We start from the raw sequence: 26,684 nt of genomic DNA on the forward strand, positions 1-26,684 counted from the left end.
GCCGATGTAAAACCTCAACAGGCCCTAGCGCACAAACAGCTTGAATATGATTTTACCGAGCAGACCACCGTAAGGAGGGTACATAAACTTTGCAGCATTGAATTTACCCTTGATAAATGTGCCTTTGGCTTTGGTGAAGGTCAGGAAACCTTCGTAGCCGTGATAGTGTCCCATACCGGAAGGGCCGATACCTCCGAATGGTATGTCGTCTACCGCGACATGCAGGAGGGTTTCGTTTATACAGACACCACCGGAGTGAGTGTTGTTGAGGACTTTTCTCTGACAGTTGTTTTCGTGGCTGAACAGATAGAGTGCCAGTGGGCGAGGTCTGTCGTTTACGTATTCCAGAGCCTCATTGAAATTGTCGTAAGGAACAATAGGAAGGATCGGGCCAAAGATTTCCTCTTTCATAACTGCGAGATCATCGTTGGCATCAGTGATGATGTGCAGTGGCATCCGACGGCTGCCATCGTCCACACCGTCTTCGCCAATCACGTGAACCCCGGCACCACCCTCTTTCGCTTTCTCAACCAGCTTGTTTAATCGCTGATATTGGCGCTCGTTCACAATGCTGGTGTAATCACTGTTGTTGGAAAGTTTGGGGTACATCTTCTCAAAGGCGTTGCGATAGGCTTCGATAAACGCGGCCTGTTTCTCGCGAGGGCAGAGAATGTAATCGGGAGCCACACAGGTCTGGCCTGCGTTGAAAGACTTTCCGAAGCAGATACGTTCGACAGCCTCTGCCAGATCGACATCATCCGCAACAATAGCCGGGGATTTACCACCCAGCTCGAGAGTGACCGGAGTCAGGTTTTCTGCCGCAGCACGCATCACAAGCTTGCCAACCTGTGTGGAACCAGTGAACAACAGGTGATCAAAGGGCTGTTTGCTGAACTCTGCAGCCACACTGGCATCCCCGTTGATGACGCTGATCAAATCTTCCGGGAAGTTGTCTTTCATCAGTTTGGCGAAAAGTTCAGCTGTAGCAGGCGTGAACTCGGACATCTTTACCATCACCCGGTTACCGGCAGCGAGAGCGCCGACCATAGGCAGAACCGCCAGCTGCACAGGGTAGTTCCAGGGCACCATAATGCCGACCACACCGAGAGGCTGATAATGTACAACGGCTTTGGCGGGCTGCAGGTGCTGGCCCACATGACGTTTGCTGGGTTTCATCCACTTGCCAAGCTTTTTGCAGGTAGTGTTGATGTCCTGGGCGACAGGCATCAGCTCCCCTAGCAGGGTTTCCTGTGGCGAGCGACCGGCGAAATCTTCACTGATGGCCTGGATGATGGCATCCTGATTACCGAGAAGCACCTGCTTGAGTTTCTGCAGGTTGCGAATGCGTTCCTCTTTGGAGGGCATTGGGTTGGCGCGGTAGGCTTTTTGCTGGCGTTCAAGTACCGGGCGCAGGGTGTCTTTGGTGTCCTGAGCTGCAGTCATGCTTTCAACGGCAGTAGCCATAGGGAGTTCCTCCGGGTTGTAGCGCCAATGTAGTTGGAGTACTGCGACTGCATGGGCGGATGGTTTTATTATTTGTCTGTTGAATAATTTAGAGTATTGACTCTAAAGTGTAAATTAATCCTGTTCGATCAATATTCAGGCAGTTCTTGTAAGCACCTATGACCACAGCCAAGGCCGGAAAAACGCGATCCCGCATTCTGGAAGCAGCCAGAGAGCTTTTTAACGCCCAAGGAGAGAGGCAGGTGTCTACCAATCATATTGCTGCGGCCTTGGGGATGTCTCCTGGCAACCTTTATTATCACTTCCGCAACAAAGGCGAGATTGTGCGGGCGCTGGTAAATGAATACTCCCGGGCTGGCATGCAGGCGCTGTCCTTTGTGCCAGAGCATGCCTTCACCATTGAAGATAAGCGCGTTTTGCTGGAAGGTTCTGTACATTTAATGTGGCATTACCGCTTTGTACATAAGGATATTGATTATCTGCTGGCGGAGGATGAGGAGCTGAAAAATGCCCTTATGAATCTCTCCCAAAGCCTTATCCAGCAAATGAAGAGGCTTATCCGGTTAATGGTCAAGGCTGGAATCTATCGGAAAATGAATGAGAGAGAGCTAGAGGCTCTGGTGTTTAACTCGTGGATTGTGCTGGTATCCTGGATTGGCTCGGTGGGGGCTATGGTGATTTCTCGCCATGAGGATGAATTTTCCAAAGAGACAATACGGCGAGGAATTTATCAAATCCTGATGCTCGATAAAACCTATGTGACGGATAGATACCAAGAGACGTTTCAGCAGCTTCTGGATGAGTACTACGTAAAGGTATAAAACGCTGATAGCAGTCTATCAGCGTTCAGGGGACATTAACGGCAGTTAGCTGGTAGATAACCGGATTTATTGATGCTGTAGTAACCGTTTGTATTACTCATACAGTCCCAGGTGATGTTGCCATCAGCGTTTACCGTGGGCTTGAGCCACAGGATCTTGTCATTCATATCGGCCGCTGTTTCTGCTGAGAACCAAATCTCAAGTGCATTTTGGGAGGGGGACCAGGTGATTAGTTTCACGTTGCCGGTGCTTGAGGAGTAGTAGTTAGTATTGGCGGCAAGGCCTATACCACCTCTGTCAGGAAATGCTCCGTTTACTGAGTAAAACTCGATAAGATCAGCTTTGTAGGCGCTGGCCAGTTGAAGTCCTTCCGACACTTTGGCACGCACTGTATATTCGTTATAAGCAGGTATAGCCACGGCTGCCAGGATACCGATGATGGCAACGACAATCATGAGTTCTATCAGGGTGAATCCCTTCTGTTGTTTTTTTCCTTTCATAGTCCCTTCCTCAAAATGGATAAATCTTAAGAAAAAGATTAGATGACTTTCTGCAGGAGTTCTGATTAATAAAGTCAAAATAAAGGCTACTTTGTGGCTACTCACCCATCACTGTTGCGCAGAAAGGCGGGAATCCGATGTTCCAGCCAATAGACCGGTTTTAACCCGTTATGGCTGATAAAGCCGACATGACCCCCACCCTGTGTCAGCTCCATAGTTGTGCTGGCGCTGAGTTCTGATGCATCTGGAATTGAGTGAGGGAACAGAAATGGGTCATCGCTGGCATGAAGGATAAGCGTAGAGGTTGTGATTTGACTAAGATGATTGCGGGGGCTGCAGAGTTGATAATAATCCTCGGCACTGTCGTAGCCGTGAAGTGGCGCTGTTACCCGTCCGTCGTACTCGTGGAAGGTTTTGATTGTGCTTAAATCTCCGAGGCTGTTCAAAGTTTTTAGGCGATCATCCCAGCCCTGTTCCTGAAAATGACGCTTTTTTTCATCAATATACGCCACCATGTCTCTCAGGAAGCGATCCCGATAAATGCGGGAAAAGCCTTCATTGATGCGCAAGGAACATTGCCCCAGCTCAAAGGGGACCGAGACAGTAACGGCCGATTGAAAGCGGCTGTTTTCCCCTTCCTCTGCCAGATACTTCAAAAGTACGCTGCTACCTAGTGAATAGCCAACAGCCATAAATGTTCGGCTGGGGAAACGGTGTGCCAGAGCGTCTATCACCAGCTTGAGATCGCTGCTTATGCCAGAATGGTATCCGCTGGGCAGGTTGTTTGGGGTTCCACTACAGCCTCGGAAATTCATCGCCACGCTCGGCATATCCTGTTCAGCAAGGGCATGCTGCAAGCCGACGATGTATTTGGACTGGGAGCATCCGGTCAGGCCATGGAGGAGAAGGGTGAGCGGTTTATGGCCATCTTCCGGCCCAAACCAGTCCAGATCAATAAAATCATCCTCCGGAAGCGACAGGCGTTCACGATGTCTTTCAGGAGAAGTTTGCTTGCGAAACAGTGGCGACCAGATCGTCTGGATATGCCCGTGAGAGAGCCACGGAGCTGGAGAAAATTTGGTCGTTGTCATAGTTATTCGTTCACTCGATACAGGCGGCAGGTTACCTGACCCGCTGTTTTTTCTTTCCACAGCTGCCAGTTTTCCGGAACATCCGGCTGCCCCAGCTCAACTTCAGACTCAATATAAACAAGGCTGTTCTCGGTAAGGTAGCCGTTACTGGCCAGTAAATGGCAAACCGGTGCGACAAAGCCTTTGTGAAAAGGTGGGTCCAGGAACACCAGATTGTAAGGTGTTTTTGCTGTTTGGCTCAACCAGCGGGACGCATCGGTATGAACCACTTCTGCCGTTGTGCATTTCAGTGTGGTGAGGTTGCTCTGCAGTGTTTTGGCGGCAATGGGGGAGTATTCAAGAAATGTTGCGTGCTTTGCGCCGCGAGACAATGCTTCAAGGCCAAGAGCCCCAGTGCCGGAAAACGCATCGAGGCAGCGGGCGCCGGGCACCCAGCCAGTGAGCCAGCTGTAGAGTGTTTCCCGGATGCGGTTAGGAGTGGGGCGAAGGCCTTCAACAGAGGCAACGGGCAATAGGCGGCTACGCCATTCGCCGCCAATAATGCGGAGCTTGCCAGCCCCGCTGTGCTGACCGGTTTGCTGTCCAGAAGCACGACAACTGGTTTGTGGTCGTGGCTTTCTGGATTTGTGGGAACGAGACATGCCGTAATCTGGATTCTTAATGCAAACGTGCATTTTACCTGTTTTTTACGGCAGCGGTTGATGTTTTAGGTGTTGGTGCCTCTGGTGGCAGCAGCTTTTTCAGAATTGGCTTCATGCTGATACCTTGAACCAGAAGCGTCCAGAGAATGACTGCAAGGGTCATATTGAAAACCAGACCACGCTGAGGGAAGTCCGGATCAAGGGATAGAACCAAAGCTGTGGGGACTGCTCCGCGCAATCCGCCCCAGAACATAATGAACTGATCTGGCGAACTGATTTTCTGGGCCTTGTCCGTAATGATGTTGTAAGACGGCAGGATTATGTAAATCACCAGCAGACGAGCCAGCAGCACAACCAGAACAGCAATCAGCAGCCATTGAACACTCAACATAGCTTTGGGTTTAAACAGGAGCTCCTCCTGCAGGCCCAGCAGCAGAAATACATAACTGTTAGCCATAAAAGTGGCGTAAGACCACCAGCGCTGTGAGGCCATAAGAACGCGTTTGCCCAAACGGGTACGAGCGTAATAGCCAGAAACCAGACCTGCTGTTACACAAGCCATAACACCAGAGAGCTCAAGGTAATGGTCTGCCAGAATGAAACTGCCCCAGGCCGCAACATTGGACAGGGTGATCTGTACCATGCGGTTATTGACCTGGCAGCTGGCCAGCATGGATATCAGTGTGCCGATAATGACACCAACAACAGCACCGCCAACAAAGACTCGTACAAAGTCGGCTGCTGCCATTAAAACAGTGGACGTTGTTACAACGGGGACTGCCACAAGACCCAGCATCACCTGAAACATAACAATAGCGGTGGCATCGTTAAACAGACTTTCTCCATCCATCAGCAGGGAAAGACGTTCTGGCGCTTTCACCTCCCGGAACAGGGCGATAACAGCAACCGGGTCGGTGGCAGATATGAGCGCACCAAACACTAGAGCGGGAATTAGGTTCAGGGGTGTCAGCCAACTCATCATGCCTGCAACAAAGAATGTGGATATAAGCAGGCCTACTACAGCCAGAAGCAGAATGGGAATAAGGTTTTTCTTCAACAGGCGTATGTCCATTTCCAGGCTGGCCTCATAAACCAGCGGCGGAAGCAGGACGTAAAGGATAAGGTCGTGACTTATATTGATTTGATCGCGAATACTTGCCGTGCCTTCTCCAAACAATTGAAAATGGTCAGAAGCCAACCCGGTAATTAAGCCCGCGATAACAAGACCAACTGTATAAGGGAAACGCCATTTTTGAAGGATCATTAAAATAATGACCGCAACCAGCAGCATCGCACACAGGGTTAGCATATGCTGGGCAAGATGAATCTGTGCCATTAAGAGCCTGTATTATAAGTTGAATGATAGGGGCGGCGAGAATTATAGAATATGACGCTCCGTAATCTACTTTGTGGATGTTCTTATATTTTGTAGTGCCTGGTGGGTCTGCTACCTACTGATACTTGTGCTTTTCCTGTCGTATTTTATCGTCTGCGTGTCCTGATAAACAGATTCGAACAGAGTGTGGAATGCCTGACTGCCCGCCAGTCGAGTTAGGTGTTAGTATTGTCGGATGATCAAGTCCGCATTGATCTGATGCGGAATAGCGGAATTAGCGAATACGATGTTTGGTTCCAAAAAAGACGACAAATCCAGTGGCGCAAAGCGCCGTTTCTGGCCCTTCGGCCGGAAGCAAGAAGAGGCACCTGCTGAGCAGCCTGCCGAAGTGTCTGTGCAGCCAGAAGAGCCTGCTCAGAAACCGGCAGACGAGGTTGCTTCGGCACCTGCTCCTGCGGTAGAGCCTGTGGCTGATCCTGTACCGGCCACCACTCCCGAGGAAACGGCACCGGAGCCTGTACAGGAAATTAAGCCAGAGCCTGAACCTGTAGCTGAGGCTTCTGCCCCGGTTGTGCAGGTTGAACCTGCACCTGAAATTGAGGAAGAGGCTGAGGAGGCAGGTGGCTTCTTCTCCCGAATGAAGTCCGGTCTTTCCAAGACTCGCGCCTCCCTCGTTGAAGGCGTAACCACGCTCTTTATTGGTAAGAAGGAAATCGATGATGAGTTGCTGGAAGATCTGGAAACCCAGTTGCTTGTGTCTGATGTGGGTATCGATGCTACACGCCAGATTATAGATGGGTTGACCCAGCGGGTTGCCTATAAAGAGCTGGATGATGCTGATGCGCTGGTTGATGCCCTGAAAGCTGAGCTGGCCAAGATTCTGAAACCAGCAGATAAACCTCTGGTAATTGATACCACCAAAAAGCCTTTTGTGATCCTGGTTGTGGGTGTGAATGGTGTGGGTAAAACCACCACTATCGGCAAGATGGCCCGCCAATTCCAGAACGAAGGCAAGAAGGTGATGCTTGCTGCGGGTGATACCTTCCGTGCGGCGGCGGTTGAGCAGCTGCAGGTCTGGGGAGAGCGCAATGATATTCCTGTTGTGGCCCAGCATACCGGCGCCGACAGCGCATCTGTTCTCTACGATGCCCTGGAAGCTGCGAAAGCACGTCAGATGGATATTTTGATTGCCGATACTGCGGGTCGTCTCCATAACAAAGACAACCTGATGGAAGAGCTGAAGAAGGTGAAGCGGGTTCTTGGCAAAATTGACCCTGAAGCGCCTCATGAGGTTCTTCTGGTGGTGGATGCAGGTACCGGCCAGAATGCTCTGAATCAGGCCAGGTTATTTGATGAAGCCGTTGGGCTGACGGGTATGGCCCTTACTAAGCTGGATGGCACCGCGAAAGGTGGTGTGACCTTTGCCCTTTCCCAGCAGATGCAGCTACCTATTCGCTTCCTTGGTGTTGGTGAGCAAATTGCAGATTTACGCCCTTTCAATGCCGATGAATTTGTTGATGCACTGTTTGCGGATATTGAGGTTTAAGCACAGCTGAGGATATTCAAGCGTTGTGCTGAAAGGTAAGGGAATGGCCCCATGATAGTTTTTGATAGTGTGAGTAAGCGATTTCCCAACGGTCATGTGGGGCTTGATCGCATTAACCTGCATTTAGAGCGGGGGGAAATGGCTTTTCTGACCGGACACTCCGGTGCAGGAAAGAGCACACTGCTCAAACTTATCATGCTTATGGAACGCCCTAGCAGTGGCCATGTGCAGGTGGGTGGCTACCGCCTCTCTGATTTGCGTCGGGGGCAAATTCCTGCTCTGCGACGCAATATCGGTGTTGTTTTCCAGGATCACCAGCTTCTCTTTGATCGTTCCGTGTTTGATAACGTGGCCATTCCCCTGATGGTGGCAGGTTACGATTACGGTGATATAGGTAAGCGCATTCGGGCTGCTCTGGATATGGTGGGTCTGCTTGATAAGGAGAGGCTGAATCCGATAGCTCTCTCTGGTGGTGAACGGCAGCGTGTGGGTATCGCCCGGGCTATGGTGAACCGTCCAGCTGTTCTGCTGGCGGATGAGCCTACCGGTAACCTTGACCCGGACCTCTCTGCTGACATTATGCAGCGCTTCCAGCATTACAACCAGGTGGGTATGACTATTCTGATTGCGACTCACGATCTCGATCTGGTTCAGCGAATGGGGCACCGGGTTATTACTCTGGAAGGCGGACGCTTGGTTTCCGAGGGCGTTGCCTCTGAGGACGGTGTTGTATGAGCAGGACCGAAAAGGGGCTGAGAGCCAGAGCCCGGCAACGTAAAGCAGCCGTGACAACCTGGCGGAAAACATCCAGGGAGAAGCCAAACCCGAAACCCAAACCTAAAGTCAGGCAGAGGAAAAGTCACGGTCAGTCCATTTCAGCGCTGGATAACTGGACATCTCTGATAGGGTTGCATCGCCGTGTATCCAGAGAGGCGCTTTCACGCATTCTCTCAACACCTTTGGCCAGTTTGATTACGGTTTTGGTGCTGGCGGTGGCAATGTCTCTTCCTGCGGTGCTATCTATGGCTCTGGATAACCTCCGCGAAGTCGCCGGCAGCAATCAGATGACTTCGGCCCGTGCTTCGATGTATCTCAAAAGTAATATCTCCGATGCTCAGGCTTTGCAGCTCCGTGAGAGTCTTGCCCATGATGCTGCTATTGAACAGGCTACTTATATCTCACCAGCTCAAGGACTGACGGAGTTTGAGAAGTATTCGGGCCTGGGTGAGGCCCTGCGGCAGCTGGATGAAAACCCTCTGCCCGGTGTGATTGAAATTGTGCCGAAAGATGTATCCCCACTCGCCGTCAGCAACTTGAGAAATCGCTTGTCCCGTATGACAGGAGTGGATGAAGTGCGGGTGGACAGTGCCTGGTTGAAGCGGCTGCAAAGTATATTGAAGCTGGGGAATCGTATCTTTACCGGTGTCTCTGTTCTTATTGCTCTCGCTGTGCTTCTGGCTGTGGGTAACACTATTCGCTTGCTAGTGATGAATCGAACTGAGGAAATTCGGGTTATCAAACTGGTGGGTGGCTCCGATGGTTTTGTGATTCTGCCGTTTCTTTATAGTGGCTTTTGGTATGGTCTGCTGGGCGGATTGTCAGCGGCTGTTATAACCGCCACACTGTGGAGCAGTGTTGCCGGCCCGGCTCAGGAGCTGGCCAGTTTGTATCAATCCTCTTTCCGCCCTGGCTTTCCGGGCCTTGCCATTACGTTCACGCTTATCGTAAGCGGGATGATTATGGGGGTGGGTGGAGCCTTTCTTGCCAGTTGGCGACAGCTTCGCCGCATTGATCCATAACAACCTTACCCCCTCTGCTCAGTGCCCAGCTTTCCTGTTGGGCCCGTTACAAAAATAATAGGAATATTCCGAGTCGTTTCCGGAACCGGTGCTTTAATTGGTGGTCTTTAGCCCACTAGTCAGGAACCGTTGAGGCAAGAGGACTCGGCTTATGTTTCACTATCGAATAATGTCTTATGTCATGGCTGCATCTGCAACAACTTTCCTGCTGATTGTTATTGGCCTTTCAGGAAATGCTCTGGCCTTGAGTGGTTCACAGGGGTTGCAGTTTGATCCTGACACAGCGATGAAAGATGACGGCATCGTCTCCGGTGGGCGTGCTTTTAAGCCAGAAGTTGCACCCTATGTTGCTACTTCACCGGTTGGTGATGACGAAACAGAAGACACTGAGGAGAGTGCTCAGCCCTCACTCTCCTCTCGTCTTTATAATTTTCTTAGCGGTGTAGGCTCTGAAGCCTACTACGGGACTGTTAACTATGGCAGTTACCTTCTATGGGGGACCAATCCTTACGATGAAATGGAGACTCAGGATGTTTCCGAAGCGGATCTGGTTGGTGTAAATAGTCTGATTTGTTACATGGGACGGGCCCAGTCAGTGCTCGACTCTCTCCATGCAGCAGAAGAGCTTCGTTATCTGGGAAATCGTTTGCCAGCCAGTCTGGACAGCAGTAAAACTCTGGTGCGTATCACTGACACGGAAATGGCTCGACTGGGGTTGGAAACCTTAAGAGATACCCAGTCCCCTAAACTGGAGACAGCGACTCCGGTGGAGATCAATGACTCCATAGTGGACAAGGTTGGTGCTCGTCAAACCCGCTCCTGGTGTTTTGCGGTGAATGATCACCGCATGAACCGTGAAGAATTGTTAAGTCTTTTGGGCCAGCTCGGCCGTTTTAAAAAAGGGCACGGAACAACCTGGATTACTCAGAATGGCGGACACCTTATACACAGTGGCACTGGTCGGGTGATTGCCTATTCACCATCGGGTCAAAGCCCTATTGATGATTACCAGAAAGCCGCCAAGGCTGTTGTGAATATGCCCTCGGTTTATATAACGGAAGTCTTTCTGGTGGAGTCTCGTGGCAGCGTGCTACAGGTCCAGCCTAAGGCTTTAGCTGATTACGCTGAAAGTGGTACTGGTGACAATATAAGTATTATTCGCCAGGAGCAGTTGATTGAGCAGTATCACAGCTATATCTACGATCTTATGGCCCGGGCTTCCAGCGGTACGGGAGGAGGGGCAACTATGGCTGCTGCATTTGCAGTTGGCGGATGGATGTTAAATGCCAGCATTGTAGGTAGCGCAGCTGCTGGCGGCGGACTTGGATTATTCGCCCTGCCCTTGGCAGCACCCTATCTGCTGGAGGAAAGCGTGTATGACGCCACCAGTGCTTTCTGGCTACCTTTTGTGGCGCTGGAAAATATCTCTCTGCGTTCTGTACGTGGAATGTCATCTCTTCTGCGTGCTGCGGCTGATACCGGTTCCTACCTGAGTGAGAAGGTTACTGCCAAAACCGGGTATCCGATGTTTTCTATTGCCAGCCTGCTGACCGTCGGTGCCATGTATAAAGTCTTTCCGGCTGTGAATAGGATGACCGGAGGGTTTGCCGGTGGTGCTATCAAAGGAGCCGGAATGGTCTTTGGCGCAGGTATTGCGCTGGTGGGGGGAAGCGTTTATTTACTGATGTCTACCGACAAGCCAGCCGCCAGCACCGTGGGCTGGGTTATTGACCAGATGAGAAGCCAAAAGGCTGGCTAACCTCGTTCTAGTTTCCCCGCAGCGCTCTTTTGGGTTCTGTAGGGGGAGCTTTATGCTCTGAAAAATCTCTCCTTGGGAACTTTTTCTGCTATTCATTGTCCAGATGAATTGATGGTAAACTATAAGTTGAGCTAAATAACGGAGACCTTTAATGGGTACCAGCCTGCAACCGGTTGATATGCTGACCCCCGGCCAGAATCTTGAGGCCTATATCCATGCTGTCAGCAGCATCGCTGTGTTGTCTGTCGAACAGGAAAGAGCACTTGCCGATCGCCTTTACTATGACAACGATCTTGAAGCGGCACGCCAGATGGTTATGTCCCATCTGCGTTTTGTCGTGCATATTGCCAAGAGCTATGCCGGTTATGGCCTCGCTCAGGCAGACCTTATTCAGGAAGGCAACGTCGGCTTGATGAAGGCCGTAAAGCGCTTTAACCCTGAAATGGGTGTGCGTCTGGTGTCTTTTGCTGTGCACTGGATTAAAGCCGAAATCCATGAATTTATTCTGCGCAACTGGCGGATCGTAAAAGTTGCAACTACCAAGTCTCAGCGCAAACTTTTCTTTAACCTGCGTTCCAGTAAGAAGCGTTTGGGATGGCTGAATAAAGCTGAAACTGAAGCGGTTGCTAAAGACCTCGGCGTCGACGAAGCCGTAGTCCAGGAAATGGAAAGTCGTATGGCAGGGCAGGATACATCGTTTGATGGCTACGCCAGCGACGATGACGACTCTTCGACCTATCAGGCACCTGCCCACTATCTGGAAGATCGTGCTGCCGACCCATCCACCATGCTGGAAGACGCTGACTGGGAACAAGACTCTACCTCACGCTTACAAGCGGCACTGGATAGCCTGGATGAGCGTAGTCAGGACATTTTGCGAAGCCGCTGGCTGAACGAAGAAGGTAAAGCCACACTTCACGAACTGGCAGCCAAGTACAGTGTGTCTGCGGAACGCATCCGCCAGCTGGAAAAGAATGCACTGAAGAAACTGAAGGGCGTCATGGCCGCCTGATCGGTTGTGTGATACTTATAGAAAAGGGTTGCTGAAGCAACCCTTTTTTGTTCGTACCCACTTAAACGATTTCCGCGTCGCCATTCAGAGGCCCGGACCAGCCATCGTTCTCGCGGATGGCAGATGCCAGACGACATTCAACAACTCAGCGGTTTGCCCGCAGCCTGTTATGCGCGCCTGGGTATAGTCAGGGATAAGATCCAGTTTACCCAAACCGGGCTCTCAGTTTTGGTGCGCGCTTATTTGTTGAAAAACTGAAAGAACGATTCGTAAAGAACACTCATTGATAAACGGACGCAGTCTTATGAGCGCATTTGAAAAACTCACGGCCCATTCAAAGAAAATTTCCAACTTCAGTCATCTTGCTTCCATCTGTGGATGGGATCAGGCTGCAGTAATGCCCAGCGGCGGTAATCAGGCTCGTTCCGAGGCTATGGCAGAGTTATCGGTTCATATTCATAGTCTGAATACCCAGCCTCAGCTAGGGGAATGGTTTGAGCAGGCTGAAGGTGAAGAGTTATCCACTCAGGATAAGGCCACGCTCCGAGAATTGAAGCGTCAGTGGCAGCAGGCGAATGTGTTGCCAGAAGAGCTGGTGCAGGCGAAATCTCTGGCAGGCTCCAAATGCGAGCACGCATGGCGCACCCAGCGAGGCGAAAACGACTGGAAGGGGTTTGAGAAAAACTGGCAGGAGGTCGTCAAACTCTCTCAGGAAGAGGCGCAGATTCGCGCGGAGGCCACGGGCAAAACACCTTACGATGCCATGCTGGATCTCTACGAGCCGGATACCAGTACCGAGTCGTTGGATGCACTGTTCCTGAATGTGAAAAGCTGGTTGCCTGAGTTGATTAATCAGGCTCTGGATAAACAGGCGTCCGAACAGTTCATCAAGCCAGAAGGCGTGTTTCCTCCGGAAAAACAAAAGGCTCTTGGCCTTGAAGTGATGAAGCTGCTCCAGTTTGATTTTGACCATGGTCGTCTGGATGAAAGCGTACATCCGTTCTGTGGAGGTGTTCCTTCTGACGTGCGTATCACCACACGGTATGATGAAAGCGAGTTTGTGCAGTCCCTGATGGGTATTGTCCATGAAACCGGCCATGCTCGTTATGAACAGGGTTTGCCAAAGTCCCTCGCAGGGCTTCCTTCCGGCACAGCGCGCTCAATGGGGATTCATGAGTCCCAGTCCTTGTTCTTTGAGATGCAGGTAGGGCGTAGCTCGGCCTTTATCGAACATCTGGCCCGAATGGCTGGCAAGCACTTTGATGGCCATAACCCTGCACTGTTCTCTCAGGATAACTTCTATAAGCTCTACACCCGTGTAGAGAAAGGCTTTATCCGTGTTGATGCCGATGAGCTGACTTACCCTGCCCACGTGATTCTGCGCTATGAAATTGAGCGTGATCTGATCAACGGCAAGATCAAGCACACCGATGTGCCAGAGCTGTGGAATGAAAAGATGCAGGCGTATCTGGGGCTGTCCACAAAGGACAATTTCAAAAATGGTTGTATGCAGGATATTCACTGGACAGATGGTGCCTTTGGCTACTTCCCGTCGTATACCTTGGGCGCCATGTACGCTGCACAATTTATGGCGGCTATGAAGACGACAGTGGATGTTGAGAGTGCCATTCGTAGCGGTGATCTCTCGCCAATCTTCAGCTGGCTATCAGAGAATATCTGGAGTAAAGGCTCTTTGCTCACGACCGATGCGTTGGTGACTGAAGCAACGGGTGAAACTCTTAATGCCCAGCACTTCAAAGCACATTTGGAATCCCGTTATCTGGGATAGCGTAAAAAGGCGCTGCACGTAAGGGGGCAGCGCCTTTTTGGTACTTAAAGGTCTAGCCCTTTCAGTATGTCGTCCAAAGCTTCCTGACCTCGGGCGTGACGCTGCTCGGCAGTAGAGCGCTGCTCCCAGCCTTCATAAATAAGGTCTTCCTGAGGAAGCTCGTCAAGGAAGCGACTCGGTGTAGTATCCAGATTTTCACCAAACTGGCGTCGTGTAGCCGCAAGAGTCATCACCAGACGCTTACGGGCACGGGTGATACCAACGTACGTCAGTCGTCGCTCTTCTTCGATATTATCTTCCTCAATGCTGGTGCGGTGAGGCAGCAGTTCTTCTTCCATACCCACCATAAATACGTGCGGATACTCCAAGCCTTTTGATGCATGCAAAGTGAGTAGCTGAACCTTGTCGTCATCCTCCTCTTCCTCCTGCCGCTCCATCATATCCCGGAGAATCAATCTGGTGATGGCGTCTTCGAGGGTGGTTTCCTCATCCCCCCGCTCGATGGTTTGCTGAATGGAGCCCACAAGGAAATTGATGTTACCCATACGCTTTTCAGCAGCGGCATCGCTGGAGGTTTGCTGGTAAATCCAGCTTTCATAATCACTCTCGGCAACCAGCTGGTGCACAGCTTTCATAGGTTCGGATTCGCTGGTACGCGCCAGCGTGTCCATCCACCTGGTAAAGTTGCGCAGCTTCTCTACGTAGCGTTTGTCCATGGTCTCCAGAAGCCCCAGTTCATGACAGGCTTCATACATGCTCACACCGCGTTGGGTCGCATAGGTGCCGAGTTTTTCCAGTGTTGCAGCACCGATTTCTCGCCGTGGCACGTTGATAATGCGCAGGAATGCGTTGTCGTCATCCGGATTCACCAGCAGGCGCAGATAGGCCATCATGTCCTTCACCTCGGCGCGGGAGAAGAATGACTGACCACCATTAATCTTGTAAGGAACCTGATGCTCCTGAAGCTTCATTTCAATAAGGCGGGACTGGAAATTACCACGATACAGCACCGCGTAGTCGCTCCAGTGGGTATCGTGCTTCAGGCGGTGGGCCAGAATTTCTGTAGCCACTCGCTCGGCTTCACTGTCTTCACTGCGGCAGCGAATCACACGAATTTCATCTCCCATGCCCAGTTGGCTCCACAGACGTTTTTCAAACACGTGGGGGTTGTTGGCAATGAGAATGTTAGCGGCTTTCAGAATACGGCTGGTGGAGCGGTAGTTCTGCTCCAGCTTGACCAGCTTAAGGGCTGGGAAGTCTTTACTGAGCAGGTCAAGGTTTTCCGGTCGTGCACCGCGCCAGGCGTAAATTGACTGGTCGTCGTCGCCTACCACGGTGAACATGGAACGGGTGCCAACCAGCTGCTTCACCAGCAGGTATTGGCTGGAGTTAGTATCCTGATACTCATCAACCAGCATGTAGTGGATCTTTTCCTGCCAGCGATTGAGCACTTCCGGATGTTCGCGGAACAGTTGTACAGGCAGCAGAATCAGATCGTCAAAGTCGACGGCATTAAAGGCGCGCAGGGTACGCATGTAACTGACATAAACCCGTGCTGCGAGCATCTCGTCTTCACTGCGAGCACGATCCAGAGCCTGCTGGGGAAGCACCAGATCGTTCTTCCAGTTGGAAATGCTGTGCTGAACAAAGTCGACGCTGTCTTCACCGTCGGAGAGGTGTTTGTGCATCAGCTCGGCGAGCAGCGCCCGGGCGTCCTGCTGATCGAAGATTGAAAAGCCGGGCTTGAATCCGAGGGTTTTGTATTCCTTGCGGATAATGTTCATGCCCAAATTGTGGAAAGTAGAAACTGTAAGGCCGCGTGATGCGGGACCTTCCACCAGTTTGCCGACACGCTCTTTCATTTCACGCGCGGCTTTGTTAGTGAAGGTGACCGCAATAATGTTGCGCCCCTTCAGGCCGCATTCCCGAATCAGGTAAGCAATCTTCTGCGTGATTACGCTGGTTTTACCACTGCCCGCGCCAGCCAGAACCAATAGTGGGCCTGAGACGTATTTAACAGCTTCTTCTTGGCGCTCGTTCAATCGGGCCACTGCGGATCACTCTCCAGAAAGACAAAATGTTTATTGTACTTCTTCTCTCAACAGGCACAAAAGCAGAGAGTATACAGTTGTGTATCTATCGTGAAATTTTAAACCTGCATTTCAAAAATGATCTGCTAGTTTTGACGAGCAATGCGTGGACTACCCAGCTTTGCACTTTATGAAACGTTCTTTCATGCGCGATATACCTGCAGGTTATAACCAGACTCAAACTCAGGTTTATGCACGCCTGCGGCTGCAAGTGCTGTTCAGTGTCTTCTTTTGCTACTCCGCTTACTATCTTGTAAGAAAGAATTTCGTGCTGATTATGCCGGATCTTGTAGGACAGGGCTGGAGTAAAAGCGAATTGGGCACCGCGATGGCCGTGATGACAGTGTCCTATGGTTTGAGTAATTTCATTATGGGGTTTGTGGCCGACCGTTTCAGTGCTCGTTGGCTTATGCCTGTATGCCTGCTGGTGTCGGCAGTTATGTCTCTGGCTCTGGCGGGTGCGACATGGGCGTCCTGCCCTTTTGCAGTGATAGCTTTCCTGATGGTAATAAACGGTTGGGCGCAGGGGCTGGGCTGGCCATCCAGCGCCAAGGTTATTGCGCACTGGTTTCGAAGGGAGGAGCGAGGCAGAGCGACGAGTTTCTGGAATCTTTCCAATAATCTTGGGGCTGGTCTGCTGGGGCCTCTGGCGATTTTTTCTGTATCCGTTTTTTCCATTTGGCAAAGCAAACTGATTCTGCCGGGGCTTATTGCCTTAGGTGTTGGGTTTGTTTCACTGATGTGGATTCGTGATCGCCCGGAAGATTGCAACCTGCCACCTTTGCTTGAAAAAGAAAGTGAAGAGAAGCTGAGCAATGCCGGGTGTGGTACAAGCGACCCCGGTGGCGTAAGAGGGTTTCTGCAAACCTGTTTGAGAATGCCTGATTTGTGGATACTCGCCCTGCTGAATATGTGTGTTTACTTTATCCGCTATGGGGTGATCGACTGGGTACCCCTGTATATGACAGAAGGACGGGGATTTAGCTTTGAGGTTGCCAGCTGGGCTTTTACGGCGTTTGAGTTTGCGGCTATTCCTGGCACACTGTTGTGCGGATATATTTCGGATCGGGTATTCCACGGTCGCAGGGTTCCTGTAAACCTTCTGAATATGGCACTGGTTCTTCTTGCATTGCTAGGATACTGGCACTGTGATGCCAGTCACTGGCTTCAACCTATTCTGATGCTCTCTGCTATTGGTTTTCTGATATACGGCTGTGTTGTACTTCTCCATGTGCACATCATTGATATTGCTCCTCGCAAATACGTTGCAGCCAGTGTGGGTTTCTGTGGATTGTTTGGCTATCTGCTGGGTGCGTCGGGAGCCAACCTGCTGCTGGGCCGCGTGGTGGATTTCTGGGGATGGGATGGGGCTTTTCAGCTTATTACGGCGGCAGGTGTGATATGTCTGGTTCTGCTTTTGATACTTTGGGTACGGGATAATAATCGCCTCAGCTCAGAAGCTGTGCCTGTAAGTGGCGAACAGCCTCTAACTGAGTGACAGGTTTTACGGAGGGGCGTTAGACAAATTCCAGCTTGTAACCGGCTCTGGAAAAGTAAGATTGCTCTTGCTCAAAATCCGCCGAGGTCAGTGGGTTGTTGACCAGCCACTCGTCCGGGAACGCAATTTTCATGCTGGCGCCGGACACTGAGAAGGTATACTCAGGCAAGCCTTTATCGGAACGGCGATGGTTCAGCAAAATAGCAATACGCAACAGGATCATCAGTTTGAGCATTCGCTGACACTCTCTTCTCGGGAGCTGGAACAGTGCCTGTAAAGGCAGTGAACGTCGATGACCGCGTACCAGCATGGCAAGATTTTGTTGCTGACGTTTATTGAATCCTAAAAGATCCGCATTGCGCAGAATATACGAACCATGGCGATGGAACTGGGTATGGGAAATATCCATGCCGATTTCATGGACCATGGCAGCACTCAATACCAGCTGACAGTCATCGTTGGAGAGGTTCCACTGTTGTTGAGCTTCCTTCAGAAGGCGAGTCAGTTGAAGAGTGACTCGCTCGGCCTGCTTTTCATCGGCATGGTAGCGTTTCTGGATCGCTTTCAGAGTGCGGTTGCGTACATCTTCGTGGTTGTTTCGGCCGATCATGTCGTAAAGAAGCCCTTCACGCAAGGCACCTTCCGAGAATGACATTTTTTTGATTTTCAGGCTGTCGAAAATTGCACACAGAATAGCCAGGCCGCCAGGGAAGATATTAACGCGCTCGGGTTTTAAGCCCTTGAAAGAAATACGGTCTATGCGCTTAATGGCCAGAAGCTCTTTTTTGAGCGCATGCAGGCCATCACGGGTAATGCCTTCCTGTCCGCGTTCGCCAAGAATGGTGTAAACCGACTTGATGGAACCGGATGAACCAATAGTTTCCTGCCAGCCAAGGTTGCGGAATGACTGTTCAATGTTCATCAATTCCAGACGGGCTCCGTAGTAGGCTTCATCAAACTGCTGTTCAGAAATGCGGCCGTCAGAAAAGTATTTTTGCGTCCACACAACACAACCCATATGCAGGCTTTCCAGCATCCTGGGTTCAAAGCGTTCGCCAATAATAAACTCGGTACTGCCACCACCGATATCGATGACCAGACGACGTTCGTGGTCGTCTGACTGGGTATGGGCCGCCCCGAGATAAATCAGGCGAGCCTCTTCACGACCTGCGATGATATCCACAGAATGCCCCAGAATATCTTCTGCCCGACGCACAAATTCGTGACTGTTCTGGGCTTTGCGCAGGGCATTGGTGCCCACCACACGTATGGCATTTTTAGGCATGCCGGCACAGTACTGTGCCATTTTTTTCAGACAGCTCAGGCCGCGTTCTATGGCCTCTTCCGTAAGATTGCTGTTGCTGTCCAGTCCGGCAGCAAGTTGTACTTTCTCGCCTATGCGTTCCACCGGTCGCAGCTCGCCATGATCTTCACGGGCTACGATCATATGAAAACTGTTGGAGCCCAGATCTATTGCGGCAATCAGGGGGGAGTTATCTGTCTGCTCAGTCGTAGGTCGGCTCATGGCCACTGTCTGTCCTCGAATGCTCATAAAGGTAAGCATACCAGAACCCGATGCCAGCAGAATATGAGCAGTTGTGCTCCTGTGAAATGAGGAGGGTTTATCCCTGTCTTCTCCCGATGCTATTATTGCACCCTTTCCCATGCTCAAAGCGATGAGCAGAAGGTGTTTGCGCTGAGGCCTGAGCACTTTCACAGTAAAAATAGCAACGTGAGGAACACAGTCCATGAGCGAGATCGTCAACGTCACGGATGCCAGCTTTGAAGACGACGTATTGAAGTCTGATACCCCAGTGCTGGTTGATTACTGGGCGGAGTGGTGTGGCCCCTGCAAGATGATCGCGCCAGTGCTCGATGAGATTGCCCGGGATTACGCCGACCGCCTGAAAGTTTGCAAACTGAACATCGATGAAAACGAAGCCACTGCTCCCAAGTACAACGTGCGTGGTATCCCAACCCTGATGCTGTTTAAAAACGGCAGCGTGGAAGCTACAAAGGTTGGTGCACTGTCTAAGTCCCAGCTGACAGCCTTCCTGGATAGCAACCTCTGATTTCATCCTGAGATCAAAGGTCTCCGCCGGGTGTGCAATATTTTTCTTGCATTCCCGGCAACTTCCGTACTATTTTGTGAGAACTGATGCTGGACGCTTCAGTGAGGCGGTGATAGATTTACAACAAACCGTTTCACCACCGCAGCTACTTGTTTGAGCTTTCACAAAAGCCAGTAAGAATCGATCTAGGATCTGACCAGGGTCTGGTAAAGTCGATAAAGCTTCGGGCGCGCAGAACGGAAACTAATTTCTATCGAAAATTATTTGCTTCAAGGGTTTGCAAGTTAATAGTTTTCGTGCAGCGGTTAAATTTTCAGGCTAGTCTCAAACCAAACGTTATAAAACAAATTCAAGCCTGACGTTCCCTGCGACAGCCATAGAATTTCCCTTTCAGAAAGTAACCCACACGGCCAGTTATGCACCTTACCGAGCTTAAGAAAAAGAGTGTTCCGGAGCTCCTAAAAATCGCGGAAGAGATTGGACTCGACAACCTCGCACGTTCCCGTAAACAGGATGTAATTTTCTCCATTCTCAAGCGTCACGCCCGCAGCGGTGAAGATATTTACGGCGATGGTGTGCTGGAGATCCTGCAGGATGGCTTTGGCTTCCTCCGCTCCTCTGACAGCTCCTACCTTGCCGGTCCTGACGATATTTACGTTTCCCCAAGCCAGATTCGACGATTTAACCTGCGAACCGGTGACAGCATTGCCGGTAAGATTCGGCCACCAAAAGAAGGCGAACGTTATTTTGCCCTTCTGAAAGTTAACGAAATCAACTTCGACCAGCCTGAAAACGCCCGAAACAAAATCCTTTTTGAAAACTTGACTCCTCTGTTTCCACAGAAACGTCTGGTTATGGAAATGGGTAATGGTTCCACAGAAGATTTAACCGGCCGAATCATTGACCTTGTTGCACCTATCGGTAAAGGCCAGCGTGGTTTGATTGTATCGCCACCTAAAGCCGGTAAAACACTGATGCTGCAAAATATTGCAGCGAATATCACCCGCAACAACCCTGAATGTCACTTGATTGTTCTTCTGATCGACGAACGTCCGGAAGAAGTAACAGAAATGTCCCGCTCTGTGCGTGGTGAAGTTGTGGCTTCCACCTTTGATGAACCACCTTCCCGCCATGTTCAGGTTGCGGAAATGGTTCTGGAAAAAGCCAAGCGCCTGGTCGAACACAAAAAAGACGTTGTTATCCTGCTGGATTCCATCACCCGTCTGGCCCGTGCCTACAACACGGTGATCCCTTCCTCTGGTAAGGTTCTTACCGGTGGTGTGGATGCTCACGCCCTGGAACGCCCCAAGCGTTTCTTTGGTGCTGCCCGTAACATTGAAGAAGGCGGCAGCCTGACGATTCTGGCCACTGCCTTGGTTGATACCGGCTCCAAGATGGACGAAGTTATCTTCGAGGAATTCAAGGGCACCGGTAACATGGAACTGCACCTGGATCGTCGTATTGCTGAAAAGCGAGTATTCCCCGCTATGAGCATCAACAAGTCCGGTACGCGCCGCGAAGACTTGCTGACGACAGAGGAAGAACTGCAGCGCATGTGGATTCTGCGCAAGCTTCTGCATCCAATGGATGAAATCGCAGCAGTTGAGTTCCTGTTGGATCGTATGAAACACACCAAGACCAACAATGAATTCTTCCAGGCGATGAAGCGTAAGTAACGTTTCACCCTGAACGGAATTGAAAAGGCCTTCCTGTGAAAGTAGGAAGGCCTTTTAAGTACCCGGACCATTGCTTTCGCATAATGATGGCGCTTAGTATCTGTAGTACGTGAAACTGTTTATTTCTTTCGGGCAATCAGCCGCACTTGATCATCCTCGCCATGCTCCCAAATAGGGTAATGAGGAGCCGGTCCGGTAGTGAGCAGTTCAATTTCAAACCCCATTCTTTCAAACAGCATCCCGAGCTGTTCAGGGTTATAAGCATTGAAGTAGGGCTTTGGCATGGTCTTTTTGTGAAGCTCATACATATCCAGCATATCCTGCGTTGGAGGCTCCATTTCCATGAGCTTACGTTCGAAGCCCAGCATGTCGTCTATTGGAGTCAGGTAGTCAGGGCGCTGTATGCGTTGCTGGGCGCGGAGTTCTTTCAATCCTGTATTTTGAAATATCTTTAAGTCCTCACAGCTGCAGGTAATGGCGGCCTTGCCCCCCGAGATCAGCAAGCGATGAAGTTCCCAGACCGTAGCAACAACCTCGGCATGATTCAAAAAATGGAAAACTTCAGAACAGAGAATGCCGGAAAAGGTACTGTCGTCGAAAGGAACAAACTCCGGCAACACCAGATGGTGAAAGCTCAACTTCGGGTGCAGGGAGAATTGGGCAATCAGACTATGTATGGTATCTATGGTGATTTCCGTGGCACACACTCGAGCATGGCTCTCCAGAGCTTTCATCGCGTTATTACAGTTGCCGCACCCGATATCAAGCAGCGGGTGTGAACCATCCCAGCATTGAATCCAATCATCAACCAGCACATTGGTTCCGTCAAAGGTAACGCCGCCTGTATGAGAGACTGGCTTATAAGGTGTTGTGTCCTGCTGTGCTGTTGATTTCATCAAAAATACCCTGATAGGAAATGGGGGCACAAGTATAGGCAGGCATTTTTGAGTCCAGCGAGATATAGTACCCGCTGACTTCACTCTTCTCGGTAGAAGGCCAGTAAATGAAATACCGTGATTTGCGGGATTTTATCGATCAGTTGGAAAAGCTGGGCGAATTAAAACGCATAAAACAAGAAGTAGACCCCTACCTCGAAATCACAGAAATCAGTGACCGCACCCTGAGACGTGGTGGCCCTGCGCTGCTGTTTGAAAACCCAAAAGGCTCAGACGTTCCTCTGCTTGCAAACCTGTTTGGCACCCCTAAACGGGTGGCTCTGGGTATGGGACAGGATAATACCGATGCACTTCGTGATGTGGGCAAGCTTATGGCGTACCTCAAGGAGCCAGATCCACCCAAGGGTTTCCGCGATGCGCTGGAAAAACTGCCCATCTTCAAAAAAGTGCTGAGCATGGGGCCAAAGGTAGTACGTAATGCTCCCTGTCAGGAGGTGGTGCTGACAGGTGATGATATCGATATCACCAAACTCCCGGTGCAGCATTGCTGGCCAGGAGATGTTGCACCGCTGGTGACCTGGCCGCTGGTTATCACCAAAGGACCATTGAAAGAACGCCAGAATCTGGGCATTTACCGTCAGCAACTGCTGGGGCCGAATCGCCTGATTATGCGCTGGCTCTCTCACCGTGGCGGCGCGCTGGATTTGCGAGATTGGCAAGAACGTAATCCCGGCAAACCGTTTCCGGTTGCTGTCGCTTTGGGGGCAGATCCAGCCACTATTCTTGGTGCGGTTACACCTGTTCCAGACAGTTTATCTGAGTATGCCTTTGCCGGTTTGCTAAGAGGCTCTCGCACGGAGCTGGTAAAAGGAAAAATCACAGATCTGCAAGTGCCTGCCAGCGCAGAGATTGTTCTGGAAGGGTTTATCTACCCCGATGATTTCGCCGAGGAAGGTCCCTATGGTGATCATACGGGCTATTACAACGAAGTGGAAAGTTTCCCGGTGTTTACCGTGGAGTGTATGACCCACAGAAAAGATCCAATCTACCACAGTACCTATACTGGCCGCCCACCCGATGAGCCTGCCATGCTGGGTGTGGCGCTGAATGAGGTGTTTGTACCCATTTTGCAGAAGCAGTTTCCGGAGATTGTGGATTTTTATCTGCCGCCGGAAGGGTGTTCCTACAGAATGGCCGTAGTTACTATGCGTAAGGAGTACCCCGGCCATGCCAAGCGGGTGATGCTTGGGGTCTGGTCATTTCTGCGGCAGTTTATGTATACCAAGTTTGTGATTGTGTGTGATGACGATATTAACGCCCGGGACTGGAAGGATGTTATCTGGGCGATGACAACACGCATGGACCCGAAGCGAGATACAGTATTTATCGAAAACACACCGATAGATTATCTTGATTTTGCATCACCAGAAGCAGGCCTTGGTTCAAAAGTTGGATTTGACGCAACAAATAAGTGGGAAGGCGAAACAAAACGCGAATGGGGTCGCGCTATTTCCATGACGGATGAGGTTAAAAAGCGTGTTGATAGTATTTGGGATGAATTAGGAATTGATTAAGGCGATTTGAAAACTATTTTACAAAGTTGACCTGCATCAACGTCTTTACAAAATACTTGCGAAGGCGTTGTTTAACATTGACAGATTCTAAACTGGAATTATCATCGCTCAGATCCTATTTGATCATAGTCGCTCAATTCTTGCATTCCTGTAGAGACGCTGGACTATTGATCTAACCGCAATAGCCCGTCAGTTAAGTATTCGGCCGTGTACTTTTCCCCGGGTGTGATGAGACCCTAACATGAGCAGTGCTATAACAACTCTTTGTAATCAACTGAAAACGACTATTCCTGCAGAGCGACTGCTTACAGATTTTTCACGCCGTATGGCGTTTGGCACAGACGCATCTTTCTATCGTCTGATTCCACAACTGGTAGTTCTGGTGGAAACGGAAGACGAAGTTCAGCTGGTTATTCGTGAAGCCGCTGAGCAGCACATTCCACTGACTTTCCGTGCCGCGGGTACCAGCCTTTCCGGTCAGGCTATTTCTGACTCTGTTCTGGTTGTAGCCAGCAACGGTTGGACCGATCACGAAATTATCGACAATGGTGCCAGAATTCGTCTGCAGGCGGGTGTTATCGGTGCCGATGCAAACGCCTTTCTGGCACCCTTTGGCCGTAAAATCGGACCTGATCCCGGCTCTATCAATACCTGCCGTATTGGTGGTATTGCTGCTAACAACGCCAGCGGTATGTGCTGTGGCGTAGCTCAAAATACTTATCACACTCTGGATAGCATTCGTCTGATTATGGCGGACGGCACGCTGGTTGATACCGCTGATAGCGTCAGCGTAGCGGCATTCCGTGAAAGCCATAAAGAGCTGTTGAGAGACCTGAAAAAGCTGGCGGATGACGTTGCTGAAAACAAAGAACTCAGCGACAAGATTCGCCATAAGTACCGACTGAAAAACACCACCGGTCTGAGTATTAATGCTCTGGTGGATTTCACTGACCCTCTGGATATCCTGACTCACCTGATGATCGGCTCTGAAGGTATCCTGGGTTTTATCTCTTCCGTGACTTACAACACCGTACCAGAGTATGCCAACAAGGCGTCCTCTCTGATTGTGTTCCCGGATGTAGCGACCTGTTGTCGTGCAGTGACAGCGCTGAAACCTGCGCCTGTTGACTCTGTAGAGCTGCTGGACCGCCGTGCCATGGGCTCTGTTATCGGTAAGCCCGGCCTGCCAGATTTCATCAATGAGAGTCTGAGCGAAACCGCCTGCTCCCTGCTGATCGAAACCCGTGGCAAAGACCATGAAACCCTGCTCACCCAGATTGATGAGATCGAAAAGGTTGTTGCGGAATTTACAGTGACCGACCGCGTTGCTTTCACTGAGGTGGAAGCAGAGTACTCTGCACTGTGGGCTGTGCGTAAAGGTATGCTGCCAGCGGTTGGTGCGGTACGTGACACCGGCACCAGCGTTATCATCGAAGATATTGCATTCCCTGTTGAACAGCTGACTGAAGGCGTATTGCGTCTGCAGGAGTTATTTGAAAAGTACGAGTACAGCGAAGCACTGATTTTCGGTCACGCCCTGGAAGGCAACCTGCACTTTGTGTTCCCACAGAACTTCGATAGCAACGAAGAAGTAGAGCGCTACCGCAAGTTTATGGACGACGTTGCCCAGCTGGTTGCCGTAGACTTTGGCGGCTCCCTGAAAGCCGAGCACGGCACTGGCCGTAACATGGCGCCATTTGTTGAGCTGGAGTGGGGAACTGATGCTTATCGTCTGATGAAGGGTGTGAAGGAACTGTTTGATCCTGCAAACCTTCTGAACCCTGGCGTGATTATCAATGAGGATAAACAATCCCACATTGCAAATCTCAAGCCCATGCCAGCCGCTGATGAAATTATTGATAAGTGCATGGAGTGTGGTTTCTGTGAGCCTGCATGTCCTTCCCAACATCTGACGCTGACTCCGCGCAAGCGAATTGCGCTGTGGCGTGAAATCTGTCGTCTGCGTCGCGAAGCCAAAGACTCTGCGGACAAGAAACGTCTGCAGGATATGGAAGATGTGTTTGGTTATGCTGGCCTGGAAACCTGCGCGGCCTGTGGCTTGTGTTCCCTGCGCTGCCCTGTAGGTATTAACACCGGTACACTGACCAAGAAGTTGCGTGAAAAAAACAACGCGGCTTACAAGGGGATTGCCAGCCGGGTTGGTAATCACTTCTCCGGTACTACAACTGCTGTACGTGCTTCTCTGAAAGTGGCAGATATGGCCCATGGCGTGCTGGGTACGGATGCCATGGCAAAGGTGACAGGTGGCCTGCGCAGTCTGTCCGGCAACCGTATTCCTCTGTGGAATGAAGCGATGCCCAAGGCTGCCAGTCAGAAGCCTCTGGAGCATAAACCAAAGGCTGCAACACCAGGGCAGAAGACAGTGGTTTACTTTCCCAGCTGCTCAACCCGTAACATGGCTCCCGGCCGTGACGATTTTGAGCAGGAGCCTCTGACAGCTGTTGTTATTCGTCTGTTTGAGGCTGCAGGTTACCGCGTGGTTCTGCCTGAGAACACCTCCGCATTGTGCTGTGGTCAGCCTTTCTCCTCCAAAGGTCAGCCAGAAGTGGCAGCCCAGAAAAAGGAAGAACTGCGTCTGGCACTGATGAAGGCGACGAATAACGGAGAATTCCCCGTAATCTCCGACGCCAGCAGCTGTAGCTGGCAGCAGCGTGAGAATGGTATGGGCTCCCTGCAGGTCTTTGATCTGGTTGAATTTATCCACGATGTACTACTGGACAAGTGGACACTGACTCCGGTTGAAGATCCAGTGATGGTTCATGTTCCATGCAGCCTGCAGAAGTTGGGCTCAGGTGAAAAACTGAAGAACATTGTTCGCAAGTGCACCACAGAGATGATTGTACCCCACGGTATCACCTGCTGCGGGTTTGCTGGCGACAAGGGCTTCTCAACTCCAGAGCTGAATAAGAGTGCTCTTAAGCCTCTGAAAGCTCAGGTGCCTGCAACGGCGAAGGAAGGTATCTCCGCTAACCGTACCTGTGAAATCGGCCTGAGCAGTAACAGCGGCGTTCCTTATCACTCTGTCGTTTACTTGCTGGATCGCTGTATTCAAAAGTAAGAACATCAGTATTAAGTACCCGGACCATTGCTTTCGCATAG

At 50.8% G+C, this 26,684-nt stretch carries 20 protein-coding genes; 12 read left to right on the forward strand and 8 right to left on the reverse strand.

Features of this window, described 5'->3' with window-relative positions; genetic code table 11:
• Positions 1-24 precede the first annotated feature (24 nt).
• The gene (locus E1189_RS10450) at positions 25-1,464 is read right to left on the reverse strand and encodes a coniferyl aldehyde dehydrogenase (protein WP_155160076.1); all 1,440 of its coding nucleotides are present in this window, start codon (positions 1,462-1,464) and stop codon (positions 25-27) included.
• Between the two features lie 158 nt (positions 1,465-1,622).
• Here E1189_RS10450 and E1189_RS10455 point away from each other — a divergent pair, with 158 nt between their 5' ends.
• Complete coding sequence (locus E1189_RS10455) at positions 1,623-2,285, forward strand: TetR/AcrR family transcriptional regulator (protein WP_155160078.1); 663 nt, start codon at positions 1,623-1,625, stop codon at positions 2,283-2,285.
• A gap of 35 nt (positions 2,286-2,320) precedes the next feature.
• On the opposite strand, the gene E1189_RS10460 is transcribed toward E1189_RS10455, so the two are convergent.
• The 4 genes from E1189_RS10460 to E1189_RS10475 form a co-directional block, all read right to left on the reverse strand.
• Complete coding sequence (locus E1189_RS10460) at positions 2,321-2,785, reverse strand: pilin (RefSeq protein WP_155160080.1); 465 nt, start codon at positions 2,783-2,785, stop codon at positions 2,321-2,323.
• A gap of 101 nt (positions 2,786-2,886) precedes the next feature.
• A complete protein-coding gene (locus tag E1189_RS10465; protein WP_155160082.1) occupies positions 2,887-3,876 on the reverse strand; it encodes a hydrolase in 990 nt (329 codons plus the stop codon).
• A 2-nt stretch (positions 3,877-3,878) separates the two neighbouring features.
• Positions 3,879-4,517, reverse strand: a complete 639-nt coding sequence (rsmD, locus tag E1189_RS10470; RefSeq protein WP_155160084.1) for a 16S rRNA (guanine(966)-N(2))-methyltransferase RsmD — start codon at positions 4,515-4,517, stop codon at positions 3,879-3,881.
• A gap of 34 nt (positions 4,518-4,551) precedes the next feature.
• Positions 4,552-5,853 (reverse strand): cation:proton antiporter, encoded by a 1,302-nt coding sequence (locus tag E1189_RS10475; protein ID WP_155160087.1) that lies wholly within the window; start codon positions 5,851-5,853, stop codon positions 4,552-4,554.
• A 286-nt stretch (positions 5,854-6,139) separates the two neighbouring features.
• Here E1189_RS10475 and ftsY point away from each other — a divergent pair, with 286 nt between their 5' ends.
• From ftsY to E1189_RS10505, 6 genes are all read left to right on the forward strand, one after another.
• Positions 6,140-7,399 carry a signal recognition particle-docking protein FtsY gene (gene ftsY, locus E1189_RS10480; protein WP_155160089.1) on the forward strand — a complete coding sequence of 420 codons (1,260 nt, stop codon included), beginning with the start codon at positions 6,140-6,142 and terminating at the stop codon, positions 7,397-7,399.
• A gap of 51 nt (positions 7,400-7,450) precedes the next feature.
• Positions 7,451-8,134 carry a cell division ATP-binding protein FtsE gene (ftsE, locus tag E1189_RS10485; protein ID WP_155160091.1) on the forward strand — a complete coding sequence of 228 codons (684 nt, stop codon included), beginning with the start codon at positions 7,451-7,453 and terminating at the stop codon, positions 8,132-8,134.
• Complete coding sequence (ftsX, locus tag E1189_RS10490; RefSeq protein ID WP_155160093.1) at positions 8,131-9,198, forward strand: permease-like cell division protein FtsX; 1,068 nt, start codon at positions 8,131-8,133, stop codon at positions 9,196-9,198. Before ftsE ends, ftsX begins: the two co-directional genes overlap by 4 nt.
• 151 nt (positions 9,199-9,349) lie before the next feature.
• On the forward strand, positions 9,350-10,957 hold the full coding sequence (locus tag E1189_RS10495) for a hypothetical protein (RefSeq protein WP_155160095.1): 1,608 nt from the start codon (positions 9,350-9,352) through the stop codon (positions 10,955-10,957).
• A 151-nt stretch (positions 10,958-11,108) separates the two neighbouring features.
• Entirely contained in the window at positions 11,109-11,969 is an 861-nt protein-coding gene (gene rpoH, locus E1189_RS10500; protein WP_155160097.1) for an RNA polymerase sigma factor RpoH, read from the forward strand.
• A gap of 304 nt (positions 11,970-12,273) precedes the next feature.
• Complete coding sequence (locus E1189_RS10505; RefSeq protein WP_155160099.1) at positions 12,274-13,758, forward strand: carboxypeptidase M32; 1,485 nt, start codon at positions 12,274-12,276, stop codon at positions 13,756-13,758.
• Between the two features lie 44 nt (positions 13,759-13,802).
• Here E1189_RS10505 and rep read toward each other — a convergent pair whose 3' ends face one another.
• Entirely contained in the window at positions 13,803-15,809 is a 2,007-nt protein-coding gene (rep, locus tag E1189_RS10510; RefSeq protein ID WP_329601975.1) for a DNA helicase Rep, read from the reverse strand.
• Between the two features lie 169 nt (positions 15,810-15,978).
• On the opposite strand from rep, the gene E1189_RS10515 reads away from it, so the two are divergent.
• Complete coding sequence (locus E1189_RS10515) at positions 15,979-17,346, forward strand: MFS transporter (RefSeq protein ID WP_155160104.1); 1,368 nt, start codon at positions 15,979-15,981, stop codon at positions 17,344-17,346.
• A 19-nt stretch (positions 17,347-17,365) separates the two neighbouring features.
• Here the strand turns inward: E1189_RS10515 and ppx are convergent, their stop codons facing one another.
• The gene (ppx, locus tag E1189_RS10520; protein WP_155160106.1) at positions 17,366-18,871 is read right to left on the reverse strand and encodes an exopolyphosphatase; all 1,506 of its coding nucleotides are present in this window, start codon (positions 18,869-18,871) and stop codon (positions 17,366-17,368) included.
• A 223-nt stretch (positions 18,872-19,094) separates the two neighbouring features.
• Between ppx and trxA the strand changes: the two genes are divergently transcribed.
• Together trxA and rho are read left to right on the forward strand one after the other, a co-directional pair.
• Positions 19,095-19,418 (forward strand): thioredoxin TrxA, encoded by a 324-nt coding sequence (trxA, locus tag E1189_RS10525; protein ID WP_155160109.1) that lies wholly within the window; start codon positions 19,095-19,097, stop codon positions 19,416-19,418.
• Between the two features lie 416 nt (positions 19,419-19,834).
• Positions 19,835-21,094, forward strand: coding sequence for a transcription termination factor Rho (gene rho, locus E1189_RS10530; protein ID WP_155160111.1), 1,260 nt, complete (start codon positions 19,835-19,837; stop codon positions 21,092-21,094).
• A gap of 119 nt (positions 21,095-21,213) precedes the next feature.
• Here the strand turns inward: rho and E1189_RS10535 are convergent, their stop codons facing one another.
• Entirely contained in the window at positions 21,214-21,990 is a 777-nt protein-coding gene (locus E1189_RS10535) for a class I SAM-dependent methyltransferase (RefSeq protein ID WP_155160114.1), read from the reverse strand.
• A 107-nt stretch (positions 21,991-22,097) separates the two neighbouring features.
• Between E1189_RS10535 and ubiD the strand changes: the two genes are divergently transcribed.
• A complete protein-coding gene (gene ubiD, locus E1189_RS10540) occupies positions 22,098-23,564 on the forward strand; it encodes a 4-hydroxy-3-polyprenylbenzoate decarboxylase (protein WP_155160116.1) in 1,467 nt (488 codons plus the stop codon).
• A gap of 241 nt (positions 23,565-23,805) precedes the next feature.
• Positions 23,806-26,643, forward strand: a complete 2,838-nt coding sequence (locus E1189_RS10545; protein ID WP_155160118.1) for an FAD-binding and (Fe-S)-binding domain-containing protein — start codon at positions 23,806-23,808, stop codon at positions 26,641-26,643.
• Positions 26,644-26,684 lie beyond the last annotated feature (41 nt).

The sequence above is a fragment of the Parendozoicomonas verongulae genome (genome assembly GCF_009711465.1).
GTDB lineage: Bacteria > Pseudomonadota > Gammaproteobacteria > Pseudomonadales > Endozoicomonadaceae > Sansalvadorimonas > Sansalvadorimonas verongulae.

Coding starts and splice junctions, on each gene's coding strand:
- E1189_RS10450 (WP_155160076.1), bottom strand. CDS start 1,464: ATGGCTACTGCCGTTGAAAGCATGACTGCAGCTCAGGACACCAAAGAC.
- E1189_RS10455 (WP_155160078.1), top strand. CDS start 1,623: ATGACCACAGCCAAGGCCGGAAAAACGCGATCCCGCATTCTGGAAGCA.
- E1189_RS10460 (WP_155160080.1), bottom strand. CDS start 2,785: ATGAAAGGAAAAAAACAACAGAAGGGATTCACCCTGATAGAACTCATG.
- E1189_RS10465 (WP_155160082.1), bottom strand. CDS start 3,876: ATGACAACGACCAAATTTTCTCCAGCTCCGTGGCTCTCTCACGGGCAT.
- rsmD (WP_155160084.1), bottom strand. CDS start 4,517: ATGTCTCGTTCCCACAAATCCAGAAAGCCACGACCACAAACCAGTTGT.
- E1189_RS10475 (WP_155160087.1), bottom strand. CDS start 5,853: ATGGCACAGATTCATCTTGCCCAGCATATGCTAACCCTGTGTGCGATG.
- ftsY (WP_155160089.1), top strand. CDS start 6,140: ATGTTTGGTTCCAAAAAAGACGACAAATCCAGTGGCGCAAAGCGCCGT.
- ftsE (WP_155160091.1), top strand. CDS start 7,451: ATGATAGTTTTTGATAGTGTGAGTAAGCGATTTCCCAACGGTCATGTG.
- ftsX (WP_155160093.1), top strand. CDS start 8,131: ATGAGCAGGACCGAAAAGGGGCTGAGAGCCAGAGCCCGGCAACGTAAA.
- E1189_RS10495 (WP_155160095.1), top strand. CDS start 9,350: ATGTTTCACTATCGAATAATGTCTTATGTCATGGCTGCATCTGCAACA.
- rpoH (WP_155160097.1), top strand. CDS start 11,109: ATGGGTACCAGCCTGCAACCGGTTGATATGCTGACCCCCGGCCAGAAT.
- E1189_RS10505 (WP_155160099.1), top strand. CDS start 12,274: ATGAGCGCATTTGAAAAACTCACGGCCCATTCAAAGAAAATTTCCAAC.
- E1189_RS10515 (WP_155160104.1), top strand. CDS start 15,979: ATGAAACGTTCTTTCATGCGCGATATACCTGCAGGTTATAACCAGACT.
- ppx (WP_155160106.1), bottom strand. CDS start 18,871: ATGAGCCGACCTACGACTGAGCAGACAGATAACTCCCCCCTGATTGCC.
- trxA (WP_155160109.1), top strand. CDS start 19,095: ATGAGCGAGATCGTCAACGTCACGGATGCCAGCTTTGAAGACGACGTA.
- rho (WP_155160111.1), top strand. CDS start 19,835: ATGCACCTTACCGAGCTTAAGAAAAAGAGTGTTCCGGAGCTCCTAAAA.
- E1189_RS10535 (WP_155160114.1), bottom strand. CDS start 21,990: ATGAAATCAACAGCACAGCAGGACACAACACCTTATAAGCCAGTCTCT.
- ubiD (WP_155160116.1), top strand. CDS start 22,098: ATGAAATACCGTGATTTGCGGGATTTTATCGATCAGTTGGAAAAGCTG.
- E1189_RS10545 (WP_155160118.1), top strand. CDS start 23,806: ATGAGCAGTGCTATAACAACTCTTTGTAATCAACTGAAAACGACTATT.